22 protein-coding genes and 1 tRNA gene are annotated in these 25807 nt (G+C 60.5%); 14 read left to right on the plus strand and 9 right to left on the minus strand.

Annotation, left to right across the window (positions count from 1 at the left end; translation table 11 throughout):
* Window positions 1–497 precede the first annotated feature (497 nt).
* Window positions 498–1316 (plus strand): DUF4397 domain-containing protein, encoded by an 819-nt coding sequence (locus HSRCO_RS08805; protein ID WP_259517272.1) that lies wholly within the window; start codon window positions 498–500, stop codon window positions 1314–1316.
* A 234-nt stretch (window positions 1317–1550) separates the two neighbouring features.
* On the opposite strand, the gene HSRCO_RS08810 is transcribed toward HSRCO_RS08805, so the two are convergent.
* Window positions 1551–2282 carry a hypothetical protein gene (locus HSRCO_RS08810; RefSeq protein ID WP_259517273.1) on the minus strand — a complete coding sequence of 244 codons (732 nt, stop codon included), beginning with the start codon at window positions 2280–2282 and terminating at the stop codon, window positions 1551–1553.
* Between the two features lie 198 nt (window positions 2283–2480).
* Between HSRCO_RS08810 and HSRCO_RS08815 the strand changes: the two genes are divergently transcribed.
* A complete protein-coding gene (locus HSRCO_RS08815; RefSeq protein ID WP_259517274.1) occupies window positions 2481–2993 on the plus strand; it encodes a TspO/MBR family protein in 513 nt (170 codons plus the stop codon).
* A gap of 8 nt (window positions 2994–3001) precedes the next feature.
* On the opposite strand, the gene HSRCO_RS08820 is transcribed toward HSRCO_RS08815, so the two are convergent.
* Together HSRCO_RS08820 and guaB are read right to left on the minus strand one after the other, a co-directional pair.
* Entirely contained in the window at window positions 3002–3892 is an 891-nt protein-coding gene (locus tag HSRCO_RS08820; RefSeq protein ID WP_259517275.1) for a GAF domain-containing protein, read from the minus strand.
* 43 nt (window positions 3893–3935) lie between these two features.
* A complete protein-coding gene (gene guaB / locus HSRCO_RS08825) occupies window positions 3936–5435 on the minus strand; it encodes an IMP dehydrogenase (RefSeq protein WP_259517276.1) in 1500 nt (499 codons plus the stop codon).
* A 409-nt stretch (window positions 5436–5844) separates the two neighbouring features.
* Here guaB and HSRCO_RS08830 point away from each other — a divergent pair, with 409 nt between their 5' ends.
* From HSRCO_RS08830 to HSRCO_RS08840, 3 genes are all read left to right on the plus strand, one after another.
* Window positions 5845–6747: a DUF5794 domain-containing protein gene (locus HSRCO_RS08830; protein WP_259517277.1), complete on the plus strand. Its 903-nt coding sequence runs from the start codon at window positions 5845–5847 to the stop codon at window positions 6745–6747.
* A 54-nt stretch (window positions 6748–6801) separates the two neighbouring features.
* Complete coding sequence (locus HSRCO_RS08835) at window positions 6802–7029, plus strand: DUF5795 family protein (RefSeq protein WP_259517278.1); 228 nt, start codon at window positions 6802–6804, stop codon at window positions 7027–7029.
* A 45-nt stretch (window positions 7030–7074) separates the two neighbouring features.
* Window positions 7075–7251 (plus strand) — tRNA-Trp (locus HSRCO_RS08840).
* A 239-nt stretch (window positions 7252–7490) separates the two neighbouring features.
* Here the strand turns inward: HSRCO_RS08840 and HSRCO_RS08845 are convergent.
* Window positions 7491–9083, minus strand: a complete 1593-nt coding sequence (locus tag HSRCO_RS08845; RefSeq protein WP_259517279.1) for a helix-turn-helix domain-containing protein — start codon at window positions 9081–9083, stop codon at window positions 7491–7493.
* A 96-nt stretch (window positions 9084–9179) separates the two neighbouring features.
* Between HSRCO_RS08845 and HSRCO_RS08850 the strand changes: the two genes are divergently transcribed.
* On the plus strand, window positions 9180–9947 hold the full coding sequence (locus HSRCO_RS08850) for a hypothetical protein (RefSeq protein ID WP_259517280.1): 768 nt from the start codon (window positions 9180–9182) through the stop codon (window positions 9945–9947).
* Here HSRCO_RS08850 and HSRCO_RS08855 read toward each other — a convergent pair.
* Together HSRCO_RS08855 and HSRCO_RS08860 are read right to left on the minus strand one after the other, a co-directional pair.
* Complete coding sequence (locus tag HSRCO_RS08855) at window positions 9944–10630, minus strand: bacteriorhodopsin (protein WP_259517281.1); 687 nt, start codon at window positions 10628–10630, stop codon at window positions 9944–9946. The genes HSRCO_RS08850 and HSRCO_RS08855 overlap by 4 nt on opposite strands.
* Window positions 10631–10646: 16 nt before the next feature.
* Window positions 10647–12257 (minus strand): methyl-accepting chemotaxis protein, encoded by a 1611-nt coding sequence (locus HSRCO_RS08860; RefSeq protein WP_259517283.1) that lies wholly within the window; start codon window positions 12255–12257, stop codon window positions 10647–10649.
* Window positions 12258–12599: 342 nt separating this feature from the next.
* Between HSRCO_RS08860 and HSRCO_RS08865 the strand changes: the two genes are divergently transcribed.
* The 7 genes from HSRCO_RS08865 (at window position 12600) to HSRCO_RS08895 (ending at window position 19575) form a co-directional block, all read left to right on the plus strand.
* On the plus strand, window positions 12600–13187 hold the full coding sequence (locus HSRCO_RS08865) for a hypothetical protein (protein WP_259517284.1): 588 nt from the start codon (window positions 12600–12602) through the stop codon (window positions 13185–13187).
* Window positions 13188–13192: 5 nt separating this feature from the next.
* Window positions 13193–15355, plus strand: coding sequence for a hypothetical protein (locus HSRCO_RS08870; protein ID WP_396266392.1), 2163 nt, complete (start codon window positions 13193–13195; stop codon window positions 15353–15355).
* Between the two features lie 141 nt (window positions 15356–15496).
* The gene (locus tag HSRCO_RS08875) at window positions 15497–16105 is read left to right on the plus strand and encodes a helix-turn-helix domain-containing protein (protein WP_259517286.1); all 609 of its coding nucleotides are present in this window, start codon (window positions 15497–15499) and stop codon (window positions 16103–16105) included.
* Between the two features lie 572 nt (window positions 16106–16677).
* Window positions 16678–17823, plus strand: coding sequence for a rhodanese-like domain-containing protein (locus HSRCO_RS08880; RefSeq protein ID WP_259517288.1), 1146 nt, complete (start codon window positions 16678–16680; stop codon window positions 17821–17823).
* Window positions 17824–17933: 110 nt separating this feature from the next.
* A complete protein-coding gene (locus tag HSRCO_RS08885) occupies window positions 17934–18350 on the plus strand; it encodes a DUF302 domain-containing protein (RefSeq protein ID WP_259517289.1) in 417 nt (138 codons plus the stop codon).
* Between the two features lie 6 nt (window positions 18351–18356).
* Window positions 18357–18707 carry an SHOCT domain-containing protein gene (locus HSRCO_RS08890; RefSeq protein WP_259517290.1) on the plus strand — a complete coding sequence of 117 codons (351 nt, stop codon included), beginning with the start codon at window positions 18357–18359 and terminating at the stop codon, window positions 18705–18707.
* 103 nt (window positions 18708–18810) lie between these two features.
* A complete protein-coding gene (locus HSRCO_RS08895) occupies window positions 18811–19575 on the plus strand; it encodes a GTP cyclohydrolase III (protein WP_259517291.1) in 765 nt (254 codons plus the stop codon).
* Between the two features lie 207 nt (window positions 19576–19782).
* Here HSRCO_RS08895 and HSRCO_RS08900 read toward each other — a convergent pair whose 3' ends face one another.
* Genes HSRCO_RS08900 through HSRCO_RS08910 form a run of 3 tightly spaced genes read right to left on the minus strand, consistent with a single transcriptional unit; the run spans window position 19783 to window position 24076 of the window.
* Window positions 19783–22200 carry a GtrA family protein gene (locus HSRCO_RS08900; RefSeq protein ID WP_259517292.1) on the minus strand — a complete coding sequence of 806 codons (2418 nt, stop codon included), beginning with the start codon at window positions 22198–22200 and terminating at the stop codon, window positions 19783–19785.
* The gene (locus HSRCO_RS08905) at window positions 22197–23306 is read right to left on the minus strand and encodes a glycosyltransferase family 4 protein (protein ID WP_259517293.1); all 1110 of its coding nucleotides are present in this window, start codon (window positions 23304–23306) and stop codon (window positions 22197–22199) included. Before HSRCO_RS08905 ends, HSRCO_RS08900 begins: the two co-directional genes overlap by 4 nt.
* Window positions 23303–24076, minus strand: coding sequence for a polyprenol monophosphomannose synthase (locus HSRCO_RS08910; RefSeq protein ID WP_259517294.1), 774 nt, complete (start codon window positions 24074–24076; stop codon window positions 23303–23305). The genes HSRCO_RS08905 and HSRCO_RS08910 overlap by 4 nt, the downstream gene beginning before the upstream one ends.
* Before the next feature lie 446 nt (window positions 24077–24522).
* On the opposite strand from HSRCO_RS08910, the gene dinB reads away from it, so the two are divergent.
* The gene (gene dinB, locus HSRCO_RS08915; RefSeq protein WP_259517295.1) at window positions 24523–25782 is read left to right on the plus strand and encodes a DNA polymerase IV; all 1260 of its coding nucleotides are present in this window, start codon (window positions 24523–24525) and stop codon (window positions 25780–25782) included.
* The last annotated feature ends 25 nt before the right edge of the window (window positions 25783–25807 follow it).

A 25807-nucleotide genomic window follows, 5' to 3' on the forward strand; every position in this document is an offset into this window, starting at 1 on the left:
GAAAACGGGTCGAGCCCAATTATTCGGGCGGCGCGCGAACAGAGAGACAGCACCGGATGACAGCCCTTCCCGTGTCCCACACCGAGGAGGCGTTCCGGCCGTCAGGCAGAGGCCGGTCTGCAATCGGTCTCCTGAGCCACTCACTGGTCGGCCAGCTCGGCGGAGATGGGAATATCATCGTCTCCATCGACGGTCGCCCGCCGTCTCGAGCGCTCACGTCATTGTTCCAAATACTATCGAAACAGCCGTCATACACCTGGATTACTCGGTGGTTCGTTCGAATTACCGCGATGGCGCATCCCGAGAATTCCACCATGCGAGTTTGCTCACTACACGTATTCCGCCCTTTCCCGTGTGACCGATTTCCGGCGATACGTGGAGAATCCACGGGCCAGTTAAACAATTCAATAAATTGTTACTTGTCTGTGCAACGGCGTTCTATCGGTCCAATGGGCTGTGTATAACAATGTACTATCGAGTCTATTATCCGAAATGTTGTGACAGAAACATCCAGAAAGCTGCTCGTGGTAGCGCTCTCACTCGCCCTCGTCGGTTCCATTATGGCCGTCGGTGCGATAGCGGGCGGAACCGCAGATAGCGATGATAGCGATGCCGACCCCCAGCAAACGTCGTATCTCAGAGCGGTTCACGCTTCACCGGACGCGCCGGCAGTCGACGTGATGGTCGAGAACGAGACCGTTCTCGAAAACGTCTCGTTCGGTGACGTCAGCGAGTACCTCCCTGTCGAGGCCGGGACGTACAACGTGACGATCGCTGCGGCCGAAGACCCAGATACCGTCGTCTTCGATGGCAACGTCACTCTCGAACCACGAACGGTAACGACGCTGGCCGCGACCGGAGAAATCAGTGACGGTGCCGAAACGTCCTTCGAACCGGTAGCGTTCGAGGACACGGCGGTCACGCCCGGAGCGAACGACAGTGCCGTCCGCGTCGTCCACCTCTCGCCGGATGCGCCTACCGTCGACATCACGGCCGGGGACGGTAGCGTCGTGCTGGCGGAGAACGTGAGTTACCAGAATGCATCGGACTACGCGACCGTGCCCGCGGGCAACTACACCGTCGAAATCCGGGCGGCGACAGCAGATAACGATGGCGATATCGTCACCACCGTCGATGTCTCCCTCGAAAACGGGACGGCATACTCGGCCATGGCCGTCGGCTACCTCAACCCCGATGAGGCGCCCGCAGATACGATGTTCGAAGTCCTGACGGCAGAGGACGCGACCAAAACGATCGTTGTACCGACCGATGAAGAAGACAGCGAAGACGAGATGACGACGGAATCCGAATCGTAGTACCACCCACCCACCGGTTTTTTCGTCGGTCACAGATCGTGCCATCGCGTCGTTGGGTAGAAGAGCCCGTACCGGAGCGGTGCGAAGAAATCTCCCTACCGGCTATCGCCGCGGCTCCTCGGTGGACGACCAACACTCGCTGGGACACGCCAGGAGTCTCCCGTGGTCGGCCCAGCCGAGAGCGACCCACGACCTCTATCTGAGAGGGGGATGACACCGGTCAATCGATGACCGTCATTCCGAGTCCTGTCCCACCCACCGGTCGTCGATTTCGGCATAGATACGGATATCCATCGTCTCCATCGACGCTGCACCTGACTCGGGCGTCTCGGTTACCGTCGCCGTCGGTGAGTCTCCCCCGGAGTCACCGCCACTCGACTCGTGGTGAATGGTAATCGAGACGGTCTCGGAAAGCGATTCCGTCCGGAGGACCTCCTCGTCCGAGACGATCCGCCACTCTACGTCGATATCGAAGTCGTACGTCTCCGACTCGCCTTCGTCCACGTAGAAGTCCTCCTGCGTGTACGACGTTTCCTCGAAGACCGGCACCCAGTCGTTCACCTTCCAGAAGAACGACCGATACGTGAAATCACCGGCATCGGGGCCGAGTTCGCCCAGGAAGTCTGGATGCTCGATCGACCAGGTACCGTCGTCGACGATTTCCTCGTCTATCGCGAGTGTAAAGCCCTGATGAGTGACCTCGGCCTGGGTGAACCCACTGTACTCGCAATCGACCATGACGGGGATCACGATCTCGTCGACCGACCCGTCGGGTGTCGTCACTTCGGCATTCCGCGAGTCCATCTGCGCTGTCGACTGTGCGCTCACGGTCGTTGCACACCCTGCCGTCCCGACGAGGATCACCGATCCGAGCGCGCCGACGACCGACCGCCGGGAGTAGTCGATTCCGCCGATTCGATGCCTCGATACGTCCCCTTCGTCATCGCGACTCCCCATCGAGCCCATACTGTTAGCTCGGCGTCACTCCACTTAGGGATGAATAGTGTTGGCATGCAGACAGTACCTGGTGGACGGTACGTGGTTACAACCCGCAGGCGGATAGCGACGGTACCCAGTTCGATCCGGCCCCGGAAGCCGAAAGCGGTAGTCGACCGAGATCGCTCCCCACCGAACTATTTCGTCCTGGACCCCCAACATCGTTGCATGGATTTCACCGACGGGGTATGGTCGTTGGCGGATCGCCGTCCCTGGGTCGCCCTCGTGGTCGCCGTCGTCGCGACGGTGCTTGTCGGAGCGTCGGGCGCGGTCTTCACGTCAATGGGGCTGGCATCGTGGTACCCGCAGCTGGCGCGTCCCGACCTCGCCCCACCGAACTGGGTGTTCGGCCCGGTCTGGACCACGCTGTTCGCACTGATGGGTGTCGCCGTCTGGCTCGTCTGGAAGGAGGCCACCGGCCAACTGAGCGATGGTGCTCGCTTCGCTCTCGGAATATTCGTGGTCCACTTCGCCATCAATCTGGCCTGGTCCGGGGTGTTCTTCGGTCTTCGGTCGTTACTCGGCGGCCTCATCGTCATCGCCGTACTGTGGCTTCTCATCGTCGCAACCATCTGGGCGTTCGCCAGGGTGGACCGACGGGCAGGGGTGCTGTTAGTGCCGTACCTCGCGTGGGTGAGTTTCGCCGGTTATCTCAACTACGCGTTCTGGCTGCTCAATTGAACGGATCCCTACGCATCGGTACGAATACCGGACGTGTCGATGCGGGAGAGGGCCGTTCCGACGTGTGCCGATAGCGATTCGAGCAAGTCGAGGTCCTCGCGGTCGTAGCTGTCGTCACCGTCCAGGAATGCGACCAGTGAGAGGGTCCCCCCGTTCGCGGACGCTATCGGGACGGCGATGACCTCCTGGATGCCCAGGTCGTCTGGTATCTGTAGATCGGCGTCATGTGGGAACCGAACCGCAACAAGCGACTCTCGGGTGGCGAGACTGTGGGCGGCCGCCTCGATGACGTCCGCCGCATCCGAAGCGAGCGTGGAATCGAGTATCGTTACGTCCTCATCAGATTCGTACGTCACGGCGGACCCGCGACTCCCGATTAGCAGTTCGAGGACCTCTATCGAGAGCGCACTCACCTCGTAGAGGCTCTGGGACTGGTTGAGTGCCTTGCCGTAGTGGTTGAGACTCTCGGCTTTGTCGGCGAACTGCTTGACGTGGTCGCGTTCGGCCTCCAGTGCGACGAGTCGGTCCTTGCTCTGTGCATCGTACAACCCGACGAGCGTTCCAGCGAGGGCACCAGCCGTGAGCATGTCGGCAACCGGCCCGAACGCGGACGTGAACGGTGAAGAGCTATCGGCGGCAAGGACCACGAGCACGGCGACGGCGGCAAACGTGAGGGCAGAACCGGCCGTCCAGACGAGAACCCGCTGTCCGTACACGCCGTACCGGTCGCTCTTCGAAAGCCAGTAGCCAGCGTAGACGAGCGAGAGCGCCATCCAGACGAACGGAAGCGTCGCGAACATCTCGACGAGCGTCGACGACGGCCAGCGAGACAGTTGCACGGCCACGAGGCCCACCCCCGAGAGCGCTAACCCGGCGGACGCCGCCCAGGTACGGTTCACATAGTTGCCTGCGTCGACCACCTACAAGAAGGTTGAGGTGTGGTCAGTCGGACTGGGGTTTGTAGTTCGGCGCCTCGTCGGTGATCATCACGTCGTGAGGGTGGCCCTCCTGCTGGCCAGCCTGTGAGACGCGGACGAACCGGGCCTGGTGTTTGAACTCGTCGAGAGTTCCGGCGCCGACGTATCCCATTCCCGACTGGATGCCACCGACGAGTTGGTGAAGTTCACTCGCCAAACTGCCCTTGTACGGGGTCGCGGCCTCGACGCCTTCGGGGACGTAATCTTCGTCGTCCGAATCCTCCTTGAGGTAACGGTCGCCACCTCCGGACTGCATCGCTCCGACCGATCCCATCCCGCGATACTGCTTGTACTTCTTGCCCTGAATGGTGATGACACGACCCGGTGCTTCGTCCGTTCCGGCGAAGTACGACCCGAGCATCACTGCATCGGCGCCGGCAGCGATCGCCTTCGCGGCGTCACCGGAGTACCGAATCCCACCATCGGCGATGACGGGGACGTCGTGTTCTTTCGCGACGTCGGCGACCTGCGCGACGGCAGTGACCTGTGGCATCCCCGCACCGGTGACGACGCGAGTCGTACAGATACTCCCCGGGCCGATACCGACTTTCAGCCCGTCCGCGAAGTCGACGAGATCGGTCGCCGCTTCCCTGGTCCCGATGTTCCCGACGATGACGTCGGCATCGACTCTCGCTTTGATATCGCGGGCGCTATCGACGACGTTCAGGTTGTGCGCGTGCGCGGTATCGATGAACAGAGCATCGGCACCGGCCTCGTCGGCGGCGATGGCCCGCTCTTCGTCGAAGGGGCCGACGGCCACACCCACGAGTAATCGGCCGTCCTCGTCCCGCGCCGCGTTCTCGTGTTCCCGGCGGGCCAGGATCCCTTGCATGGTGACGAGACCGACGAGATGGTCGTCCTCGTCGACGATAGGGACGCGTTCGATCTTGTGTTCGTACATCAACTCGAGCGCGTCGCGAGCGGTCACGTCCTCGCCGGCAGTGATCACCTCGTCGGTCATCGCCTCGCGGACTTCGTCTCGTTCACCGACCTCGAGATACGGACGGATGTCCGTCCCGGAGATGATACCGAGCACGCGGTCCGCTTCGTCGACGACGGGCGCCCCACTGACGCCAGCACGGTCCATCATCCGGTCGACCTCGTCGACGGTCTGGTCCGGAGCAGCCGTGACGACGTTCTCTCGACGAATCGTCATCTCGTCGGCTCGCTTGACTCGTTCTACCGCTGCGACCGCGTCATCGACGTCCATGTTCTGGTGAAGGACGCCGAGACCGCCCTCGCGCGCCATCGCGATGGCGAGGTTGGCCTCGGTGACGGTGTCCATCGCCGCAGAGAGGATGGGAACGTTGAGTTCGATATTGGTCGAGATGCGCGTCGAGACGTCGGCCTCGTCGGGTTCGACCCTACTCTCGGCCGGTCGAAGCAACACGTCGTCGAACGTGAGCGCCTCCGGCACCTCGAGTTTCTCGGAGAAAGTACGGTCCGTTGGTGAATCCTTCGCCATGTAAATCCCAATCGACGGGCGTGCAAAAGCGTTCCGAGACGACCGCGTCCGAAGTTCCTCCACCGGGCCGCCACGTCCCAGTCGGATTCGTTCGATGGCTCTCGATGATCCGTGAGGAACTCTCACGCCCGATTTGAAGGTCGGTGACGAAGTCGAAGGACTTGTGGACACGTGTCACGCAATCTTTATACTTTCTTCCATAATGAATGTACATATGGACTCCGCCAGTCCGTTCACTGTGAGTATCGCCGGCAACCAGAGCGACGTCTCCGGCGGTTTCACAACAGTCTTCGGATCCTTCTCGAAACTGCTGGCGGGGAAATCCGTTCTCGGCAGCCAGCCGCGTGCTCGTCGGGATCGTCGCTCTCAACGCCACCACCCACGTGGTCACGGGCACCCCCTCTAGTGCATGAGTAGTTCACGGCACCCAGTCGCTCTGAGACTCGAGCGACAGGTAGGTGGTGCGACCAAGCTCCTCGCGACGGTGATGCTCCTCCCCCTGGCCGACGGTATCTTCGCCGCCCTCGTGCTCTCGGGCGCGCTCGACACCGTCGTCGGCATCGTGCAGGTGGGCCTGCTCGTCTTCGGTGGCAGCGCCACCCTCGCGGTCATCATCGCCGAGATGGACCGCAACATGCCCCAGCAGGCGGCGAGCGTCCTCATCGTCGGTATCCCGTTGATCGTCATCGCGGTCGTCGAAGCCGCGTTCGCCCCGACCATCGCGAGCGTCCTCGACATCGTGATCTTCGAGCGGTTCGCCGCCGTCGTCATCATCGCTATCGCGGCGAAGACTGCCTCGGCAACCATCGGCGACTACCTCCCCCGGCCGAGTATCATCGTCGTCCTCGGACTCATCGCGAGCATCCAGCCCGCTGGCGCCACCCTCACCGTGACGCCGGACATCGAACTGATGGCCCGTGCCGGTGCAGCGGGTCTCGTCGGTGTCAGCTTCGCCATGGGCGTCGTGGTCCTCCGCCCGTACATCGAGGGACTCGTCGACATCGACCGCTTCCGGTTCGGGACCGCCATCGCCCTGGGAACGCTCGCGTTCTCGGTCATCGGCCTCATCCCGAGTAACGCCCCGCTCCCGGTGTTCATCGTCGCCGGTCTGCTCGCGTTCGATCCGGCCGCCGAGCCGGATGCAGGACGCGAAAACGAGCGTGAAGCCCCCGCCGCACGGGCGAGAGCCCCCACCGCCGACGGTGGCAGTGAGGAGCTCGGCACGGACGTCGCCGAACCAGCCGATCCGATGCGCCAGGGATACGGCTATCCCGGAGAGGAGCACACCGACGACCGCGCTCCGTGGATGTAGTCGGGTACTGCTGGCACACGAACCCTTACTTTCGTCTGGTCCGTGGCCATCACCATGAGTGCTAATCGTGTCGTCCAGGGGCGGATGGTCACCCCCAAGAAGCTAGCCGCGATGGTCGAGGGCGACGACGTGATGGAGGCGGACCAGATTACCGATGCCGACCGTGAGTGTCCGGAGTGCGATGGCGACGTCGTAACCGTCGGCTATATGCCGGACGTGACGGCCTATCGTCACGGCTACAAGTGCCAGGACTGCGACTGGGCGACCGTCGAAGACGCGTAAGGAATCGAAACGCCCTTTAGCCGTTCCCGATTACGGACCAAGCGCGGGGCTGTGGCCCAGCCAGGCAGGGCGACTGACTCCAGAGGTCACAGCGTCCGGGACGACACTCCAGACTGGTATACCGAGCGGCGGACTGATCATCGGCCGCGTTGACGACCCTCTGGAGTTCCGAGACGCACCGGAGATATCAGTCGATCGGGGGTTCAAATCCCTCCGGCCCCATTCTCTCACGAATTGAAATCGCGAGCGACAGGGCCGTCGCTCGCGATTGGCGCCGCCGTGAGAGTGGGATTGGGATTTGAACCGGACCGAGGTTCTGCGCGAAGCGCAGGTTCTCGGGCGTGGTTCAACATCCCTCCGGCTTAGTTACTCGGCAATTGATATCGCGAGCGATAGCCCCCGACAACTATTCGAGCGATAGCACCATCGAATAGATAGTGCCCCCGGTACGACGTCGACCGTCAAAAATCTAGCAGTGCGAGCCCATCCGCGTCCCCCTGAAAAAGCTCGCCGAAGATTTTCGCCTGGGCCGCGCGGAGATGTTGGTGGAACGTTTGACGGGTCACATCCATCGCCGACGCGAGGGTCTCCCCGTCGACGGTCCGATCAGCGTCGAAATATCCAGAGTGAGTAGCGAGTCTGATGGCCTGTGATTGTCTGTCGGTGAGCTGGGACGTGATTCGGTCCTGAAACGGTTGCTCGGATGCCGGTCGTGGCTCCCGTTCCGCAATCGCGAGGAGTTCGAGGTCCGGCCACTCGTCGGTCACCCGATCATAGACGGAACGTGCCTGACGTCGGGATTCGACGAGGAGTCTACACCGCAACTCACCGCTGGTAACTCGATACGATTCGATAACCGCCGGCTCGGGCTTGATCGACTCGAGAACCGGATCGACCATCTCCACGCCCACGAGAGTCGAGTCACCGGTCTGAATGAGGGTTTTCTCACTGATCGTCTCGAGTGAGTGTACTCGTTCCTGGACATCCTCGAACGTCCCGTCGGGAATCTGGATGATGAACTCGGATCCTTCGACTCGATCGGTCAGATCGACGACCTGGAAGTCGATATCCAGGGAGTTCCAGAGGGCAATGAGGGGCGAATCTGGGACACGACCGGTGAAGGTAAGGGCCACGCCGCTGGCGCCAGAGAGAAGATGACGTTGCTCGAGCGATGCGAGACCCTGTCCAACGAGAGATGCGATAGCAGACAGGACCTCACGTTCTTGCTCCTGGAAGACGATTCTATCGTCGGTAAACACGCCCAGGAGGCCGTAGGTGACGTCGTGAAACCGTATCGGCACCGCGATTTCCCGTGAGATCGGCTCTTCGACGGGAATCGATGGAGCAGGGCCGTCCCCAGATGGGTCGACTGCCACTTCGATAGGCTGCCCATCGAGGAGGGCTTTCACGCCTGGCGACGGCTCCTCGGATGGATCGAGCGGGAGTGTCTGTCCCGCTCGTATCGATGTCGGGCCCGCCGTACCGATAGTCTCGATTCGTGTGTCGGCGAGATTGCGACGGGCGGTCCAGCCGACTCGATATCCATCGACTGTGATTAGGATACCGGGCAGTTCCCGGAGAACGATGTCCGGGTTATCTGCTCCCGAGAGGAGAACCGAGATATCGGTGATGAGCCCCTCGATACGGACCAGAAGCGCATTCCGTCGCTGCTCCTGTCGTTTGCGATTCGTAATGTCGATGTGAGCGACGGTACCGAACCGTTCCTGCTCCCTGACGAACGGTGCGACACGCATCATATACCACCGCTTGCCAGCCGCGGTTTCACAGGGATACTCGTGGACGAAGAGGTCCTGATCTCCCGCAAGAACGTGGCGAATCCCCTGGTACGACTCGAGGTCGTCCTCCCCGCCAGCATCGAAGTACGGCGTTCCGATCATGGCAGGATCGCTGATGCCTTGCTCCGCTGCAAACTCTCGCCACCCCCGGTTCGTTTCGACGATTACACCGTCGTTGTCGATAACCGCGATTCGCAATGGAAGTGTATCGAGTGCGGTTCGTGCGAGTGGCTGTGGGTCAGAGTCTTTCCAGCTCATGTTTTCCCGTTCTCGAATCCAGTACGGGCCGATAGTTGCCTAACTAGTAAGGTAGAGTTCCTCTAAAGCTTGGGATACTTGTTTAGGATGCGGACGATGTCGAAGGTCCTTCGCAGATATATCGACGAAATCCCCGCAAACGGTGGCAGACTTCACATTTCGGCGGCACACAGAGCCGATACTCTCGTCGAAATGACCGACCAGTTGTTTCGTGATCAACCCATCTCTGTCGTCGAGGAGGAGGAGGCCGAAACAGCCCCCGACGATCATATCGTTGCTATCCGGGAGGGGGAGGTAGTCGCCACCTCTCCCCTCGATCGGTTTGCAGAGACGATCCTGCTCGTGAACTCCGATCTCTATACGACCACCACTCGACAGATCGAGGAGTTAGACCTCCCCGACGTGCTGGAGGCCCTCGAGGATACTGAGTTCGTTTTGGACGGGTATCCCGCATCGAATACGGAGAAGGTGCTATTTATCGCAATATCCCGGCTCATCGAGCAGATGGCATTCGACAGTGGTGATGGGATACTTCGGTCGGGCTTTCAGAAACTGTCTCGAATACGTGACGAGAGGGGCACGGCAGACGTCTATCGGCGATTGGGTGATTCGGCAGTCGCCGTTCACCTCTATGGGGTTCCGGACTGGATTCCCGCCGCTGACCTCGGCGCGGTCATTCACGGGGGATACTCCTCGATCTTTCGGGATTTCTGGTTCGTGGTATTCGCTCCTGCTGACCGGAGCACTGACACAGGGATGGCGCTCGTCAGCGAGGAAATCGATGAGAACCGCTGGCGTGGGTTCTGGACGCGGGACACGGATTTGATTTCCGCTATCGACGACGATATCGCCAGCAATCTCTAATCGGGGAGTGGCGTCGACGTGACGGTCGCAATTGCATCACGACCATTCACGGCGATGGCGACGAATCCAACCTTCGCCAAGAGATCCAGGTACGTCACCACGATCGCCTCGGTCTCGATGACGAGCAAGCCGAGTCCGAATGGGCCGAGTAACCAGACGATCGGATAGATACTCCAGAGGATCAGCGTCAGATTCCGTAGCTTCACGAACACCGCTCGTGGGCGATGGTTCTCCAGGGCGGCCTGTCGTGGCAGAACGACCAGTAGTGAGTACACGATATATCCATAGGCGGCGACGCCAACGAGGTACGAAATCCACCGAAACGGATCCCGTACCAAGGCGGCGACGATCCCGGCGCCAATGACGACGACTTCGAGAGCGACGAGAACATAGTAGGTTCGCCGCGGGGGCTTTGCAAGCATCACGAGATAGAGGACGAGCAACGGGGTCGTGAGCATCCAGTCGATGTATCGTGGAAGATACAGGATGCCACCATACGTATGCACACGGCCAACACCGAGCGCCATCGCCACGTAGGCAATCGTCGCGATGCCCGTCACGAGTGTGAGGACGAGATAGTAGCGCCAGTAATTCTCGTGACTCGTTAGCAGCCCCCAGCCTGCGTAGGCTGTCCCCAGGAACATCCCCAGCGCACCGAAGACGTACCAGATCGTGGTTTCCATGCATTCTCACCTCCGATCAGTCGTCCGCAACACCGATCTCTGCAGTGCCAGTCGGCGACTCGGAATCGAGACCGCTTTCGGCGGTGAACGACGACGTCGCTTCGTGTAGCTGGCTGGCACGGTCTGTCAGCGTCGTCATTTCTTCACGAACCTCACGGAGGCTCGCGACCTGTTCCTGTGTGGCAGCCGCGACGTCGTCCGTCTCTTCGGTGGTTTGCTCGGCGATGTCGGCTGCCGTGCCTATCATAGAAACGACGTTCTGCGTGGCCCTGGCCTGCTCCTCGGTCGCCGTATCGATTTCCTGGACGCCGGCGTGGATATCGTCGACCAGATCCGCCCCCGCTTCCAGTTGGTCGATGGCGTCTTCGACGGTCTCGACGCCGGCGTCGATGCGCTGGGTCGTCTCCTGCATTCGATCGACAGTCTCTTCGGTTTGACTCCGAATGGCGTCTATTCGGTTCTCGATTCGCTCGGCTGACTCCATCGTCTCTTCGGAGAGTGATTGAATTTCGTCGGCGACCACCGCGAATCCGCTACCCTCGACATCCGCTCTCGCCGCCTCTATCGAGGCGTTGACGGCCAGTAAGTTGGTCTGCTCGGCCACCTCCGTAATCACGGAGGCGATATCGTCGATAGCCTCCATCTCCTCGTTGAGATTTTCGATCGCGGTCGATGTCTCTCTCGTCGCAGACTGAATTTCGTCGAGTTCCTGCAGCGCCGAATTCGCGGCCGCCTGTCCGACCTGTCCGACTTCTGCAGCCGATTCGGTCGTGTCGCCGATATCGTCGACGATGGCATCGATTTGTTGTGCGGACGTCGAGAGCCGCTCGACCTCCGAAAAGACCTCCTGCAGTTTTTCGCTTTGCTCGTGTGCACCGTGGGAGATCGTATCCACGGATTCATTGACGTTCGTGCTGGCTGTCTGGACGGCGTCGACACTTTCCGTGGCCTCCGAAGTCGCCTCGGCGACGAAGTCTGCGAACGCCTGGACGTCCGCGACAGTAGCTTCGAGTTCGTCGACCATTTCGTTGAAAGCGACGCCGATCTCGGTCATTGCCTCGCTCTGGCTCGTCGAGTCGACCCGCTGGCGAAGATCCCCTGCTGCACAGGCTTCCATCACATCCTGATACGATTTGGCTTTCGTCTCGAGATGTGAGTTCAATGCTTCAGCCTGCTGTTGGCGGCGTTCTGCACGGTCTTTCGCGCTCTCTGCCTCCTCTTTTGCCGCCTCCACGTCCCGGATGTGTTTCTGGAGGGAGTCGCGCATCTCGTCGAAGGACGCGTACAGGGTCCCGAACTCGTCGACCCGTGGAGTGTCGAATTCCGTGTCGAGATCACCGTTTGCGATCGACTCGGCCTGTTTCGTGAGATGGCGTAGTGTGATCACCGTGTTCGTCCCGACGGTCGCGCCGAGCAATCCAAAGCTAATGACCATGAGCAGGATAAGTCCGAAAACGTACGACGTTACCGTCCTCGCGGCCTGTGTTTCCCCGACGAGGGATTGTATCTCGAGGTGAATCGCGATTCCAAACCCGACCGTTACGCCCACGATTGCCACGAGGCCGAATCCGAGTTTCGCGCCATAATGTGATCGAATAGTTTGCACGGGTGAGGCGACGATTCCCATAGGTCAAGTGAGTACGTACGCCGACTGATAACCAGATGCTTACTAGTAAGGTGTCGATCGTCACCGCACCAGCCGAACGGGAGATGCAGAACGGGAGACAAAAGAGATGGTTTCCGCATACTCGGCGGTCGATTGCCCCGAAGTGTTTTCGAGTCTCCGGATCGTAGACACGCCCATCATCACAGTCACCGACGTGGCATCAGAATGGATTTCGACCGATGGCCCTCCCGAACATCACGGTCCGTACGAGGGGAGAATCCCGACTAGCCACAGTTCCATCCTGCCAGTACCGCCGTCTGTCGAGGACCACTCCCTACCCTTCCATTCGATCGAACCCAGCCCATGAACCGAACGCACGTCGTCGGCGGGGTACTGGTCGTGCTGGTACTTGCCCTGGGTATCGGGGCCGCCGTCTTGTCGGGCGTCGGACCGGCCCCGGGCGGGAATGGCTCCGGCGATACACTCTCAGAGTTCCCCACCGAGACACCAACGGAGACCCCCGCGACCGCTGCGCCCGGTGATGAACCCTCCCGGGAGACGGCCACCGATGACGGGACGACCGAGGAGGCGACGACCCAAACGCCGCCGTTCACATTCACCATCGACGATATCGAGGAGTGTGGGACGACCTGTCGTGACGTCACGGCGACCCTGACCAACGAACAGGACGACACCGCGACGGGCGTGACCGTCTATACGCGGGTCTATGCCGGCGAAGACACCACCGAGGAGAACGACATCGTGTGGGAGGGGCGCGAGGACGTCGGAACGCTCGAGGGCGGTGAGGCACACACGACGACGAGACGAGTCGAGCTATCACTGCTCGATGCACGGAAGGTGAACCAGCGAGACGGCTGGATAACCATCGTGACGACAGTCCAGACTGACGATCGGACCGTCACGTTCCGGGACAGCGAACAGGTGGCCTGAATTCTATGGAAGAAGACCCATCGAGAGGATCCCCAGGGTATCAGCCGGTAGATACAGCCAACGAGCGAACAGCCGAGACGGGGCGATCACCGTCCAGTATCGGACGGCGTGGCTATCTCAGGTCAGTGGCAGCCCTCGCCGGAGGGACGGCGCTCGCGGGCTGCTCGACATTCGCTCGGGACGATGACGGCGACACGTCCACAGTGGATGGTGACCGTGCCCGTGATCTCGCCGAGCGGTTCGCGCCGACGTTGTACTTCGACGAAGAGGAGAAGTGGTTCCCGACCGATCCCCGACCCTACGAGACCGAGCAGGATGGCGAGACGGTCGTCGATGGGTTCGCCGCCTTCGATGGGTACACTGAGCGGTTCAAACGCTCCGGGGCGCCCCCGTCGCCGACGGTATTCTACCACGCGGTCGAGTACGACGACTCGCCGCTGGCCGTCGTGCAGTTCTGGTACTACTCGGCGTTCGACCAGTTCACGACGAACTTCCACTGGCACGACTGGGAGGTGCTCCACGTGTTCGTCGACACGGATTCCGGCGACCCACAGCTGTACGTCGCCAGCTCCCATTCGGGGCGGGTCCCGAACAACGAATTTCTCGACCCCGAACCGGACCGCGTGCCACGGATCCTCTCCGAACTGGGATCGCACTCGAGTGCGCTGTCGGTCAACGACGTCGTGGACCAGTTCCAGCGCTTCTCCGTCGAGGACACGTTCGCGGATATCACCAACAGCGCGATCGAGGGCCTGGAGGACGTCGCCAACATCCCCGTTGCGTACGGGCTCCCCCGAGACGAAGGATCGCGACTTCCCTATCTGGTCCCGGAGCTCGACGGCGAACCGATCTACGACCACGAGCGACTCCCTTCGGTCGATCGCGACGACCTCGTCGCCGACGAGCTGACGATCCGGTCGTTCGCCGACCTCACGTCACCGCCGAGTGACCTGCCCGAACGGGCGACGGGACTGCTATTCCAGGCCGCGGGTCGTGATGGGGACGCCGACGTCGAATACGACCTCGTCCCGTCGGCGGAGCTCGAACACATCACCGACTTCGCGGGGCCACAACTCGGCTTCGAGTTCGCCGTCCCGGACTTCGCGGAGGACGCCATCGCGAGTCACATCACGACCTCGGGCGTCCCGTGGGAGCAACCTCGATACGACGAGCCCGCCGACGACATCTCCGAGCCGAACCATCGAGCGGCACTGGCCGACCGATACGACGTCATCGGCGAGCCACCGGCGATCAACACTGTCGTTGCAACAGTCGCGGAGGCGATCACCAACGACCAGGCACCCGATGGAGAGGGGATAACGACGGCGGCGCTCTCCGTCGAATCGGTCGCCCTGCTCGAGAGCGAACCGGAGGCGGTCCCGACGTTCAGTGGCCTCGCCGTCGTGCAGGACGTTCCCGACGGCGATCATCGATTGACGGTGAACGGCGCCGGTGTCGAACCACACAGCGAGACGGTCTCCGTCGGCTCCGCCGACGGCGGGCTGACGACAGCCGGTGTCGCGGGAGCGATCCCACTGGTCTCCCGCGAGAACTCGACGAAACTCGAGGTCGATCCCCGCGGTACGGACGACGACCTGACCGACCTCGCCGTCGAGGACGACTTCGCTGGCCGAATTTACGATGCCCCGCTCGAAGAGCCGGACGCGGTCTATCTCCACCGGGGCGGTGCGTACACGACCGAGGTCAGAGATTCTGCCGACGAGATCGGGGCGTACCGCGTCAATCCGGCCGAGCAGGCCCGTGTCCGCATCGGCGAACCGCGAACCGGCAAGGCGCCCCTGGCGGCGTATCTCGCCGACGTGGCCGAAGAGACGAGTACGGCTGTCGGCAACGTGGGCGATGGTAACGATGACGGGCGTTCGACTGGGGGGTCGAGCGGTGGTGCGGAGAACGCACTCAAGGGTCTCGCTCGAGCGCTCGATGCCGTTGTAGAAGCCGCCCGCCGTGCAGCCGAGCGAGCCGACGCAGGCGACCGCGGAGGTGCCGACGAGAGCCTTCGAACGGTCCAGGACCGACTCGCCCGCGTGGAAACCAGACTCGCGGAGGCGAGCGGCGACCTCCCCGACGACCTCGAACGAGCCAACGAACGGCGACTCGAGCAGCTACACCGGCGTTCAGAGCAAGCTCGGTCTGCAAAGACATTGTGAGCGCGCAACCGCCGACCAGAGAGGCGACGTCCGTACAGGACGAACGGATTTGATTGGCGGTCTACCACAACTACGGTAAATAGCGGTTGAATTATACTCGAAAACACTAGTAATTATAGTTCTCGACTACAACGTATGAGTATGGCCGGGACGGCGTCACCGATCCAATCACAGGCCGACGCGCCAGCACCGCTCGACGTCCGGTTGGCGATCCGACCGCCGAACGAGGCGACCTGTCCGCTGATGACCGAGACCGTCGAGTCGGTGCGTCGGTCCTCGGCGGGGAACGAATCGGGAACCGAATGCCGACTGGTCATCGGCTCCGGCAGGTCGACGAGCTTCCAGACGGCGAAGATCGGCGACCAGTGTCTGTGTCCCGTCTTCGACACTCACGACTGCGTCTGGGAGATGACCGGCGTGGACGATGGAACGTTGCAGTTCGCGATCACCGTCCCGGACCGGTCCGGCCTGGCGTCCCTGGTGAACAGCCTCGACGATACCGGTGCGACGGTCAGACTCGAGCGGATCACGCCCGCCAGCGCGGATCGCCACGCCGAGGACATGCTGACCGCCAAACAGCGGGAGGCGTTCCTCGTGGCCCTGAACGCTGGGTACTACGAACGACCGAGAGGGACCACACAGGAGGAGATCGCCGACGAACTCGACATCTCTCAGGGAGCCGTCTCCAAGCGGTTGACGGCCGCGCGCCGGCAGATCGCGGAGAAGTACGCTCGGCGACTGGTCGACTGACCGAACGCGGTCGAGAGAGTGGGGCCCGCTGACGGCAGTGGGTCACCCCCGCTAGATCGGATCGGCCCCGGACAGTTGTCAATCGACAGTCGGTGCGCTGGGCGAAGGAGAGTTATTGACGAGTTTGAATCGACAGTCACTCGCGGAAGCAACTGTGCCAGCATCTCGTTGATTCGAAAGGAGAGCACGGTACTTCACGGGGACGGCGACCGTGCACCGCTCGAGTTGACCGAAGGACGGCTCGGGCGTGCCGCGGATCCAGTCCTCGATCGTGGTCAGTCGGCCGGGAGCCCGCCGGCCGGTTGCATCCATCACGGGACAGTCGTGCATCGTGTGGGATGGGATGGCCGCACCCCGAGCCGATTCAATTACCGATTCGTCCCGACGAGTCGATGCCAAGCAGGGACCAGCATCCGCGGTTTCCTGGACGACCCACCCCGATATCGGACGGGGTTGACAGCAAGCTTGAATGTGGCTCACGCCCGAAGTCATACTTCACCGACCTCGTCGGCCACACCAGCCACGGATTACAGTGGTCGGCTTCGGAAACCGAACGCACTTCCCCAACACCCATGGTCGAGACCATCACCGCCGAACGGCTCGCGGACATGATCGACGCGAACGAACGCTTCACGCTCATCGACACCAGAGACGCGGAGAGCTTCGAGGCGTGGCACGTACAGAACGCCAGAAACGTCCCGTACGATCCGGAAGAGGGAATCGATGCAGCCCAGCTCGAGGAGATAGCCGCGGTGACCGATGGCGAACCGATCGTTACCATCTGTGGGAAGGGGCGTACCTCTGTACCCTTCAGTTTCGAACTCGAGGAGCATGGATACGACGTTTCGATCGTCGACGGCGGGATGGAGGCGTGGAGCAAGGTCTACGAAGTCGTTCCTATCGAGGTGGACAACGAGGACCTCGTCGTTCGACAGGTCCAGCGGCGAGCCAAGGGCTGTCTGGGATACGTCATCGGATCGAGGGTGACGAACGAAGCCGTGGTCGTCGACCCGACCAGGCAGACCGATGAGTTCAAACTCGCGGCCCAGGGCGCTGGACTGACCATCGAGTGGGTACTCGATACGCACGTCCACGCCGACCACATTTCCGGAGGAGCGGCGCTTGCCGACGACCTCGACGTTCCGTACACCCTCGGCGAGTCCGCCCGGGAACGAGACGTCACGCACGACTACGTACCGCTTTCGGACGGGCAGCTCGTCGACCGACACGGCATGGATATCGAGGCGTTCTCGGCTCCGGGACACACTTCGGAGATGATGGTCTATCTGGTCGACGGCGAACTGCTTCTGACGGGTGACACCCTGTTCGTCGATTCGGTCGGTCGCACCGAACTCCAGTTCGGCGAGGGCGAAGCCGCCCACGGGGCGGACATGCTATTCGACACGCTTCACGAGACCATCCTCGAACTGCCAGCCGATACGACAGTGCTCCCGGGACACCGCTCGGTCACGAACGACGGTCGATACGAGCAGGGGTCCCCGGGTGAGGCCGTCACTGCTCGCCTGGGCGACCTTCACGATGCCCTCGAGTTGCTCCACCTCGATCGGGAGACGTTCGTGAAACGCCTGACAGAGGACATCCCCGAGAAACCCCCGAACTACGAGTCGGTCATCGCGATCAATACCGGGGCCGAATCCGCCGGTAGCGAGAGTGAAGCGACCGAACTCGAACTCGGGCCGAACAACTGTGCCGCCTGAGCGGGGACGTACCGCATCAGTCGCGATGGCTGTCGATAGAAAAGGTGTGAGACAGCGATATCATGTCAGTGTTACAAACTGTTAAGCGGGTTCGGATGGAAGGATGAACCATGGGATACACGACCCGAACGACGGTGGACGCCAGTTTCGACGACGCGATCGATGCGACGATGGCCGCACTCGAAGACGAGGGATTCGGCGTGCTCTGCGACATCGACATCCAGGCGACGTTCCAGGAGAAACTCGGTGAGGAGTTCCAGCGATACCGCATCCTCGCTGCCTGCAACCCGCCGCTCGCACACGAGGGACTCAACGAGGAGATAGAACTGGGGGCACTGTTGCCGTGTAATCTCATCGTCTACGAGACCGACGAGGGGGAGGTCGTGGTCAGCGCAGGGGATCCCGAGCAACTCGTCGGCATCGCCGACAACGACGCACTCGACAGCATCGCCACGGAGGTCAAAGAACGGTACGATCGGATCATCGAGTCGCTCGCGGCGGGCCCCGGAGCCGCGACGGAGACCTGATCGGCGATGGCCGCGAACGACCTCGACGCGACGACGATCGTCCTCCTGATCCTGGGCGTGATCGTCCTCCTGCCGCTGCTCATGATGACGATCGGGGTCGGTGGGATGATGGGGTACGGCGGAATGACGGGGCAGTTCGGGACGGCAACCGGGTGGGTTCCATTCGCCGGCTTCCTCGTGATGTTGTTGTTCTTCTTCCTCGTCATCGGAGGGGGCGTTCTGCTCCTCCAGCGCGCCAGCGGAGGCACGCGCGAGCACGACACCGCGATGGAGGAGTTACGGACCGCGTACGCCCGGGGAGACCTGAGTGAAGAGGAGTTCGATCGCCGGAAGCAGAAACTCGAACGCGAGGAGTGAACGGGCGGCGGCGAGACGGTAGACAGCCACGTGCGAACAGCCCCGGCGGTATCGACCACCAATCGAAAGCGGTTAACCACAGTCGTACGAACCCGTGACCAACGTGTCGAACACACAGGTCACCCTCATCCAGATCGACAACTACGGCCCGTGGACCGTCACGCCGACCCCTCGCCGCGAGGTGGACCTCCAGACGATGCAGTCACGGCTCTTCGCGGATCTCTCCCAGTCGTTCGGGATGCAGGACGGCTACGTCTTCTTCACGCGGTTCGACAACATGATCGCCATCACGAACGGGATGGACGAGGAAGACCACGCGCGCATCCAGGAGTCCATCCGGAACCGGTATCCGGTGACCATCAGTCTGGGCATCGGTCACGGGCCAGCTCCCGCGAACGCGCTCGTGGATGCGACCGCCCGACTGCAGGAAGAGGGCAGCGCTCAGGACGAGAACCGGACGGAGATCCTCCGGGGCCAGACACTCGACGAGGACGAACGCACGGACGAAGACGTCCAGATCGCCCACTACGACGTCGTCAACGCGACCGGCAAGTACACCGACGAACTCGACGCCTTCTCGACGTTCATCGAGATCGAGCAGGGATACGCCTCGCTCATGCGCCACCTCCACGACGCACACGGCTCGCTCGCCTTCTTCGTCGGCGGCGACAACGTCATCGCCATCACCTCGGGAATGGGCCACGACGACTTCGAGGAAACAATCGACTTCGTCAACGATGACGCGGACGTCGAACTCCAGGTCGGTGTCGGGAGGGGGACGACCGCCCACGATGCGGGTATGGCTGCCAAACACGGCCTCGAAATCTGCCGGGAGAAGGGCACGCGAATCGAGGGCCAGTTCTCCTGAAGCGTAGGTACAGGCCCGGGTAACGGATACCGGTACAACGGCTACCAGATGACGAGCGGTCAGTTAGTCGACTGCATCACCCACAGGATCCCTGTCACGAATCGACACCGTACGGCAACGCAGACTGTGGCTTGACTGCCGGTCGGCTGCCAGACGGGCGCAGTCGTCGGCGAATACCAATGCCGTTGCAAACTGCGTTGGCCTTTCCTACGGTGTGCTCCTCAGGGACTCTTCCGGTACAGGCGTCACCGTGACCCTTCTAACAGATATCGTGCTATCGTTAGACAAACGTATGCCACGAAATTCGAGAGAGTTGGAGTAGTTCGCCAAACTGACCGTGAGGGTGACTTGCTCCCATCCATCCGTCTGAGAAATCCGTTTATAATTGAGCGGCTCACTATCGACGTCGTCGACGACTTCCAAACGTGCAGCCGCGTCGCCGGGTTCTGTCTCAGTGTTCACTTCGAATGTGACATTGTAGGTAGCGGGTGGGAGTGAAGCATACGGTCCAAACCAAATGACGTCCTGTTCGTTTCCGTGACTACTTTCGATGGTGTTACCGGAGATGACACCGCTCCCTCGAATGAGCTCCGTCGTATCATACGCTTCGCGGGGGGGATGATACTCGTCGGTAATTCCCCGTGGAGCACCGGAATATCCTTTCTTGAAGATCCAGATACCGTCCTGGTATCGAATGAGACCGTAGTCCTCCGTCAGTTCTCCAGCGTATGCATTCTGTACCGGCCGTGACCACTGCTCGGGTCGAGAGTCGGTCTCAGTATCGAACAGTATATACTCTGGCTGGTCGACGCCGTGAGTCGATTTATACTTCAGATAGATGTGCTCAGATGCGATGAAAACGGCATTTGGCCGATCGGCAACGTGTGGGTAGATGTCATTCTGAGTGACGAGGGAGGCATCCCGTGGTATCGTTTCCAGCGCTTCGGTAACTGTCTCTGCATGCTCGGATTGCGAAGGGATCGCCTGGTGTTCGATTCCAGCGGCGATGCCAACGAACGCGTTCACCACGATGATCGTGACGAAAATTCGCTTGAGTGTTCGGTACGCCTCGTCCGTCAGTGATAACGATCCGATGACCCTGACGAGGCCAATAAAGAGGAATGGGAGAAGATACAGCGGGTAGTGGGCGCCGAACATGTAGTATTGGGAGGAGCTAGAAAACACCCAGGCAAAGCCGATGAATGGGACAAGACTCATCACGGCGATATCGTCCCACAGCGAGAGGAACGCCACGGGTACGAGAAACATGACGAGGAATATCGCTTTCATTAACAAATTATGAGAAAGACTGTCCCAGGCGACTGCCGGATTACTCAGTAGAACGTGGATAAGTTCACCGGCACCGACCCGATGGGAGTCGATATACGGGCGAAATGGCTCTGCAATTGATCGCACCGGGATCCCACTGAACTGGTTGAATTGAGAGATTACGTATCCGGCTAGTTGGTGGGTTCCAATCACCATCAGTAACAACATGGCGAATATGGCCCATTCCCGACGTAACGATCGGTTTTCAGATCGGTAGGCGGCAATTCCAAGCCCGATTGCGGATCCGCCAATAAGAAAGACCATGAATTCGTTCGTGAGTAAGACAGCGACAATCGCCCCGAGAAATAGAGCGTAGTATCGTTTCAGATAGAAGTAGTACGCGCCCATGATGAGAGCAGGGAGGAAGATCTGTTCTTGGAAGTCGAACAACCACGCAGAATACAAAAACGGGTTAAATACGTATGCGAGGACGACGAGTTTTGCGAGCCGAGAAGACGTGTGTTCACGGGCAATGAACCAAAGAACAGGGATGCTAAGCGACAGGAATAGCGATTTGACGACCAATAACGTCTCCTGATAGGGGAAGAGCCAGTATATCGGGTAGACGAAAAGTAACGTGACGGAGAAGTGTTCCCCCCAGTACGAACTCGTGAGATTTCCAACCCGGTAGCGGCCAGTGTGTAAAAAGTCGGTTCCCAGGCGAGTCGTCTCGAACGCGTGGACGTACGAACCGAAATCGCCCCCGGTCATCCAAAAGCTGTGATAGAGTAAAATCGTATACGTCGATAGGAGCACGAATACCACCGTGGAGAGGAGGAGAACCTGCCGAGTTCCATGATCGATCGATTCGAGGGTAGATGTCAAAACGGAGCGTAGCCGTCGCTCGAGGGGCGAAGTTTCCCCGGTCTGCCACACCAATTTGTCACTCGCACCAAATCCCCATGCAACGCCGAGGCCGATCGCGATGAGATTCGCAATCAAATAGTGAATCTGCAACAGTTCGACGAGGGCACCGAGGGAGATGAGGTGTATCAGAACTCCAACGGCGCGAGTGCCGCCATATTTCACGCCGCGATACATCCATGCTCTGAATCCAGTAGCGCCGAATTTTTGCCACGTCCACGCGTCATTGATGGCATAATTCGAGGTGAGACTGACGAGTTGGCCGAGGAACCCACCGATGAGATACGAAATCCCGATAATCCCCGTCGAAACATAGAGGACGCTTTGATTGATTGCCACACCGATAATTCCAACCAACAAATATTTCAATAACCGTCGATTTTTGGGAGTGGCCACGGTTCTAACCAAGGCGATTGGTTCGAATCCACTCACAGTTTCTCCTCGGCGTGACCTGGTGGTGTGCTCGCGAGAGCTGATCGATGATCTGTTCGTTCAGTGACATCCGGATGCAGGTCTTCCGCGCTGTCTGCGACTGTCGTGAGGAGTTTCTGTAATTTCGGGAGGATCTTTTCCTTGCTACGATCTGCTGCGATGGTGCGTGCCAACTCGCTCCGGGCATCGTATGCCCCACGGGTTGTCGAAAATTCGGACGCTAGTCCCGAGATAACGGAGACTATCTCGTCGACGGAGCTGGCGTGCACGATCGCGTCGTTTTCTCGAACGTGTGTGGGTAATGGAGTCGTTACGACCGGGGTACCGGAGGCAATCGCTTCGTTGATCACCATGCTATCGGTATCCACACGCGCTGGATGAAGGACTACATGTGACCTGGAATACAGGTCGGCCAACTCACGTTCCGAGAGAAATCCGGTCGTCTCGATATCGGGCGAATCCGTCGTCCCGGTGGTGATGAACGAAATATCGGGCGATGCTCGTGCGGCGACCGCTCTAGAAATGTCCCACCCTTTTTCGTCGATATGTGCGGCAGGGACGAACGCGGTAAATCGATCGAATAAGGACGCCCGATCTGGTTCGAACAGTGTTGTGTCGACGAAATTTGGAATGAATATACTGGGACTGAAGATATGTTCTGTGACGGGAGTGACCGAGTGGACCGCGTCATAGCGATCCAAATCGTATCTTCCAAACGCCCGATAGGCGAGTTTCGTCACCGTCGGAATGACGCCATAGTGTTGTTCGAACAATTGTGGGGAAACGTAGAGCCAGGAGTGGATGCCGGCGATATAATGATCTGCGCCATGGAAATTCACGACGCTCGCTCCAGGGTGGTACATCACGTACGCAGCATCAACACCAGCGAGGTCGTGTCGCCACGCTTCGACATATGGTACTGCTTCGTCGAGGACGTCCTCCGCAACGACCTTTCGATCACCATTCGGAGCATACGGGAGCGACCGCACGGAAACAGCGATCGAGTCGTCTTTCACAAGATCGTTCGCCAGGTTGACAGCCCATTTCTCACCCCCTCGAAAATGTTCGATCGAGAAGTGAGTACAGATCGCGATTCTCGTGGTCATCGGTTTTTTCCATGCACACTCGACGTTCGCTGATTTGCACCATGATTGCCCGTGTACTCTCGCACGTCTGCTATCAATCGCTCCGAATGCAGCGAAAGCAAATGATAGACAAAATTGAGATACTCCTCGAAGCCGAGGTTACTCTCTCCCCGCTCCCGATCGTGAAAGGTGTATGGGATCTCCGCAACTGTTCGATACTCACCCTTGGCGAGGATTTCGAGAAGGATTTTGTAACCGATGGGGTCGAGCTCGACCGCGTCAATGACGTCACTGTCCACACCAAAAAACCCGGAAAGCGGATCGGAAATATCACGAATCCAAGGAATGCTGATCTTGGCGATGGACGATGCGGACTGACTAACGAATTTCCGATATGACGTCCAGTTATCGATGGCACCATCTGCAACATACCGACTCCCAATTGCGATGTCAGCGCCCTCTTCCAAGGCGCGAGCAATATCGGAGAGAACCTCGGGTGGATGCTGAAAATCAGCATCGATTACCGCGTAGTAGTCGTATGAAGCCTCCTCGAATCCCCGTGATACTGCCGTCGCAAGTCCAGATTCCTCAGTCCGACGAACGATTTGCACGTGATCGTGATCGTCGTAGACGGTCCTGGCAACTTGCCATGTCAGATCGTGAGAGTCATCGTCGACGACGATAATCTCGGACTCGAACTCTTCGAGCGCATCCAACGAATGCGCCACGATACCGGAGATGTTCCGGCGTTCGTTATACGTCGGTATCACGACCGAGATGCCAGTAGTCATCTTCCCAGGTCGGAGACCCACCGCGGTGTTCCGGGAATCACGTCGAGTGTTTTTCGCGTTCCTCGGTTTCCGGCGGCCGTCTGGGGACCAATGAGAGAATGGAGTACTGTGACCGTCGACATGGGTGCTGGCGTCATCCCTTTACCTCTGTGACCGGGACCACATTGTTACGTGCCAACATATGAAAGAACGCTAATTCATCCAACTATCAATCGAGGGGCGCCCGGTAATCCACCGGCAAACAAGTGACGACCGCCGGAGAGCGCGAACAATCACAAAAGGCCACTAGTTCCAGCGCCGACATCTCCGATACGCCGATGACGATTGCGTTGGGCCAGTATTGCTCGATACCTGCCTCGCGAATCGGACATCGATCGACGCATACGCCCGATTACTTCGATACGATGTTCCGAAGGGTAATGGCCGACGGGCGCCTACCGGCGGGTATGCCGCGCGGGGAGACCCTTCCAGGCGCCCCGACGGAGGAAGAGCGCATCGTCCTCCACGTCGACATGGACTGCTTCTACGCGTCCTGCGAGCGGTTGCGCGAGCCAACCCTCCGGGGCGAACCGGTCGTCGTCGGCATGGGCTACGAGGCGGGCGAACAGACCGGTGCGGTCGCCACCGCGAGTTACGAGGCCCGCGACCACGGCGTCGAGAGCGCGATGGGCATCTCGAGTGCCCTCGACAGACTCCCCCGCCGCGAAGAGAATCCGAACGACCCCGAGACGGCCTGGTACCGCCCCGTCGATATGGATTTCTACGAGGCGGTGAGCGAACAGGTCCGCGAGATACTGACCGAACTGGCGGACACGCTGCGGGTCGTGAGCATCGACGAGGCGTATCTGGACGTGACCGAGCGGACCGCCTGGGAGGTCGCCGAGGGCTTCGGCCGGCACGTCAAACAGCGCATCGCTCGCGAGGTCGGGGTGCCGGCGAGCGTCGGTGTCGCCCCCAACATGAGCACGGCCAAGATCGCGAGCGATCACGACAAACCCGACGGCCTCGTGGTCGTTTCCCCGGACGAGGTCGCGGACTTCCTCGCACCGCTCCCGGTGGGAGACATCCACGGCATCGGGCCGGTGACTGCAGACGAACTGACCTCAATGGGCATCGAGACGGCCGGCGACCTGGCAGCCGCCGATCCCGCCGAACTACGGGCGAAATTCGGCGAGCGGGGCGAGGAGTTTCACCGTCGGGCCCTGGGCGACGACCCCCGTCAGGTAGAGCCACGCGGGAAGCCGAAGAGCCTCTCGCGGGAATCGGCCTTCGACGGCGCAGTCGAGGACTTCGACCTGGTAGTCGAACGGGCGACCGGCCTGGCAGGGGCCGTTGCCCAGCGAGCGAAGCGCCGCGGGGCCCTCTACCGCACCATCGGTGTAAAAGTAGTGACACCGCCGTACGATGTCAACACCCGAGCGAAAACGCTTCCGGGACCGGTCGACGAACCCGACCTGGTCGAATCGGTCGCTCACGACCTCCTCGAGGAGTTCGACGGCGAACGTATCAGGAAGGTCGGGGTTCGCGTCGCCAATCTCAGCTTCTCGGACCGGGACCAGGCGGACCTCGATAGCTGGGACGGCGGTGGGGAAGAGGAAGCCACTGCGACGGGCGGACGGGACACTGAACCGAAAGAGACCGACCGATACACGAACGACCAGGCGAGACTCTTCGAGTACGACCCGGACCGGACGGACGAGGATTGAGCCGACACGGAAACCGTAAAAGGCG

This window comes from Halanaeroarchaeum sp. HSR-CO (assembly GCF_024972755.1).
Classification (GTDB): Archaea; Halobacteriota; Halobacteria; order Halobacteriales; family Halobacteriaceae; genus Halanaeroarchaeum.

Excerpts from the sequence above, each read along its gene's own strand:
- HSRCO_RS08815 (WP_259517274.1), top strand. The coding sequence starts at position 2,481 with ATGGATTTCACCGACGGGGTATGGTCGTTGGCGGATCGCCGTCCCTGG.
- HSRCO_RS08855 (WP_259517281.1), bottom strand. The coding sequence starts at position 10,630 with ATGGAAACCACGATCTGGTACGTCTTCGGTGCGCTGGGGATGTTCCTG.
- HSRCO_RS08860 (WP_259517283.1), bottom strand. The coding sequence starts at position 12,257 with ATGGGAATCGTCGCCTCACCCGTGCAAACTATTCGATCACATTATGGC.
- HSRCO_RS08810 (WP_259517273.1), bottom strand. The coding sequence starts at position 2,282 with ATGGGCTCGATGGGGAGTCGCGATGACGAAGGGGACGTATCGAGGCAT.
- HSRCO_RS08830 (WP_259517277.1), top strand. The coding sequence starts at position 5,845 with ATGAGTAGTTCACGGCACCCAGTCGCTCTGAGACTCGAGCGACAGGTA.
- HSRCO_RS08890 (WP_259517290.1), top strand. The coding sequence starts at position 18,357 with ATGGCCGCGAACGACCTCGACGCGACGACGATCGTCCTCCTGATCCTG.
- HSRCO_RS08845 (WP_259517279.1), bottom strand. The coding sequence starts at position 9,083 with ATGAGCTGGAAAGACTCTGACCCACAGCCACTCGCACGAACCGCACTC.
- dinB (WP_259517295.1), top strand. The coding sequence starts at position 24,523 with ATGCCGCGCGGGGAGACCCTTCCAGGCGCCCCGACGGAGGAAGAGCGC.
- HSRCO_RS08880 (WP_259517288.1), top strand. The coding sequence starts at position 16,678 with ATGGTCGAGACCATCACCGCCGAACGGCTCGCGGACATGATCGACGCG.
- HSRCO_RS08905 (WP_259517293.1), bottom strand. The coding sequence starts at position 23,306 with ATGACCACGAGAATCGCGATCTGTACTCACTTCTCGATCGAACATTTT.
- HSRCO_RS08885 (WP_259517289.1), top strand. The coding sequence starts at position 17,934 with ATGGGATACACGACCCGAACGACGGTGGACGCCAGTTTCGACGACGCG.
- HSRCO_RS08865 (WP_259517284.1), top strand. The coding sequence starts at position 12,600 with ATGAACCGAACGCACGTCGTCGGCGGGGTACTGGTCGTGCTGGTACTT.
- guaB (WP_259517276.1), bottom strand. The coding sequence starts at position 5,435 with ATGGCGAAGGATTCACCAACGGACCGTACTTTCTCCGAGAAACTCGAG.
- HSRCO_RS08870 (WP_396266392.1), top strand. The coding sequence starts at position 13,193 with ATGGAAGAAGACCCATCGAGAGGATCCCCAGGGTATCAGCCGGTAGAT.
- HSRCO_RS08850 (WP_259517280.1), top strand. The coding sequence starts at position 9,180 with ATGTCGAAGGTCCTTCGCAGATATATCGACGAAATCCCCGCAAACGGT.
- HSRCO_RS08910 (WP_259517294.1), bottom strand. The coding sequence starts at position 24,076 with ATGACTACTGGCATCTCGGTCGTGATACCGACGTATAACGAACGCCGG.
- HSRCO_RS08875 (WP_259517286.1), top strand. The coding sequence starts at position 15,497 with ATGGCCGGGACGGCGTCACCGATCCAATCACAGGCCGACGCGCCAGCA.
- HSRCO_RS08835 (WP_259517278.1), top strand. The coding sequence starts at position 6,802 with ATGAGTGCTAATCGTGTCGTCCAGGGGCGGATGGTCACCCCCAAGAAG.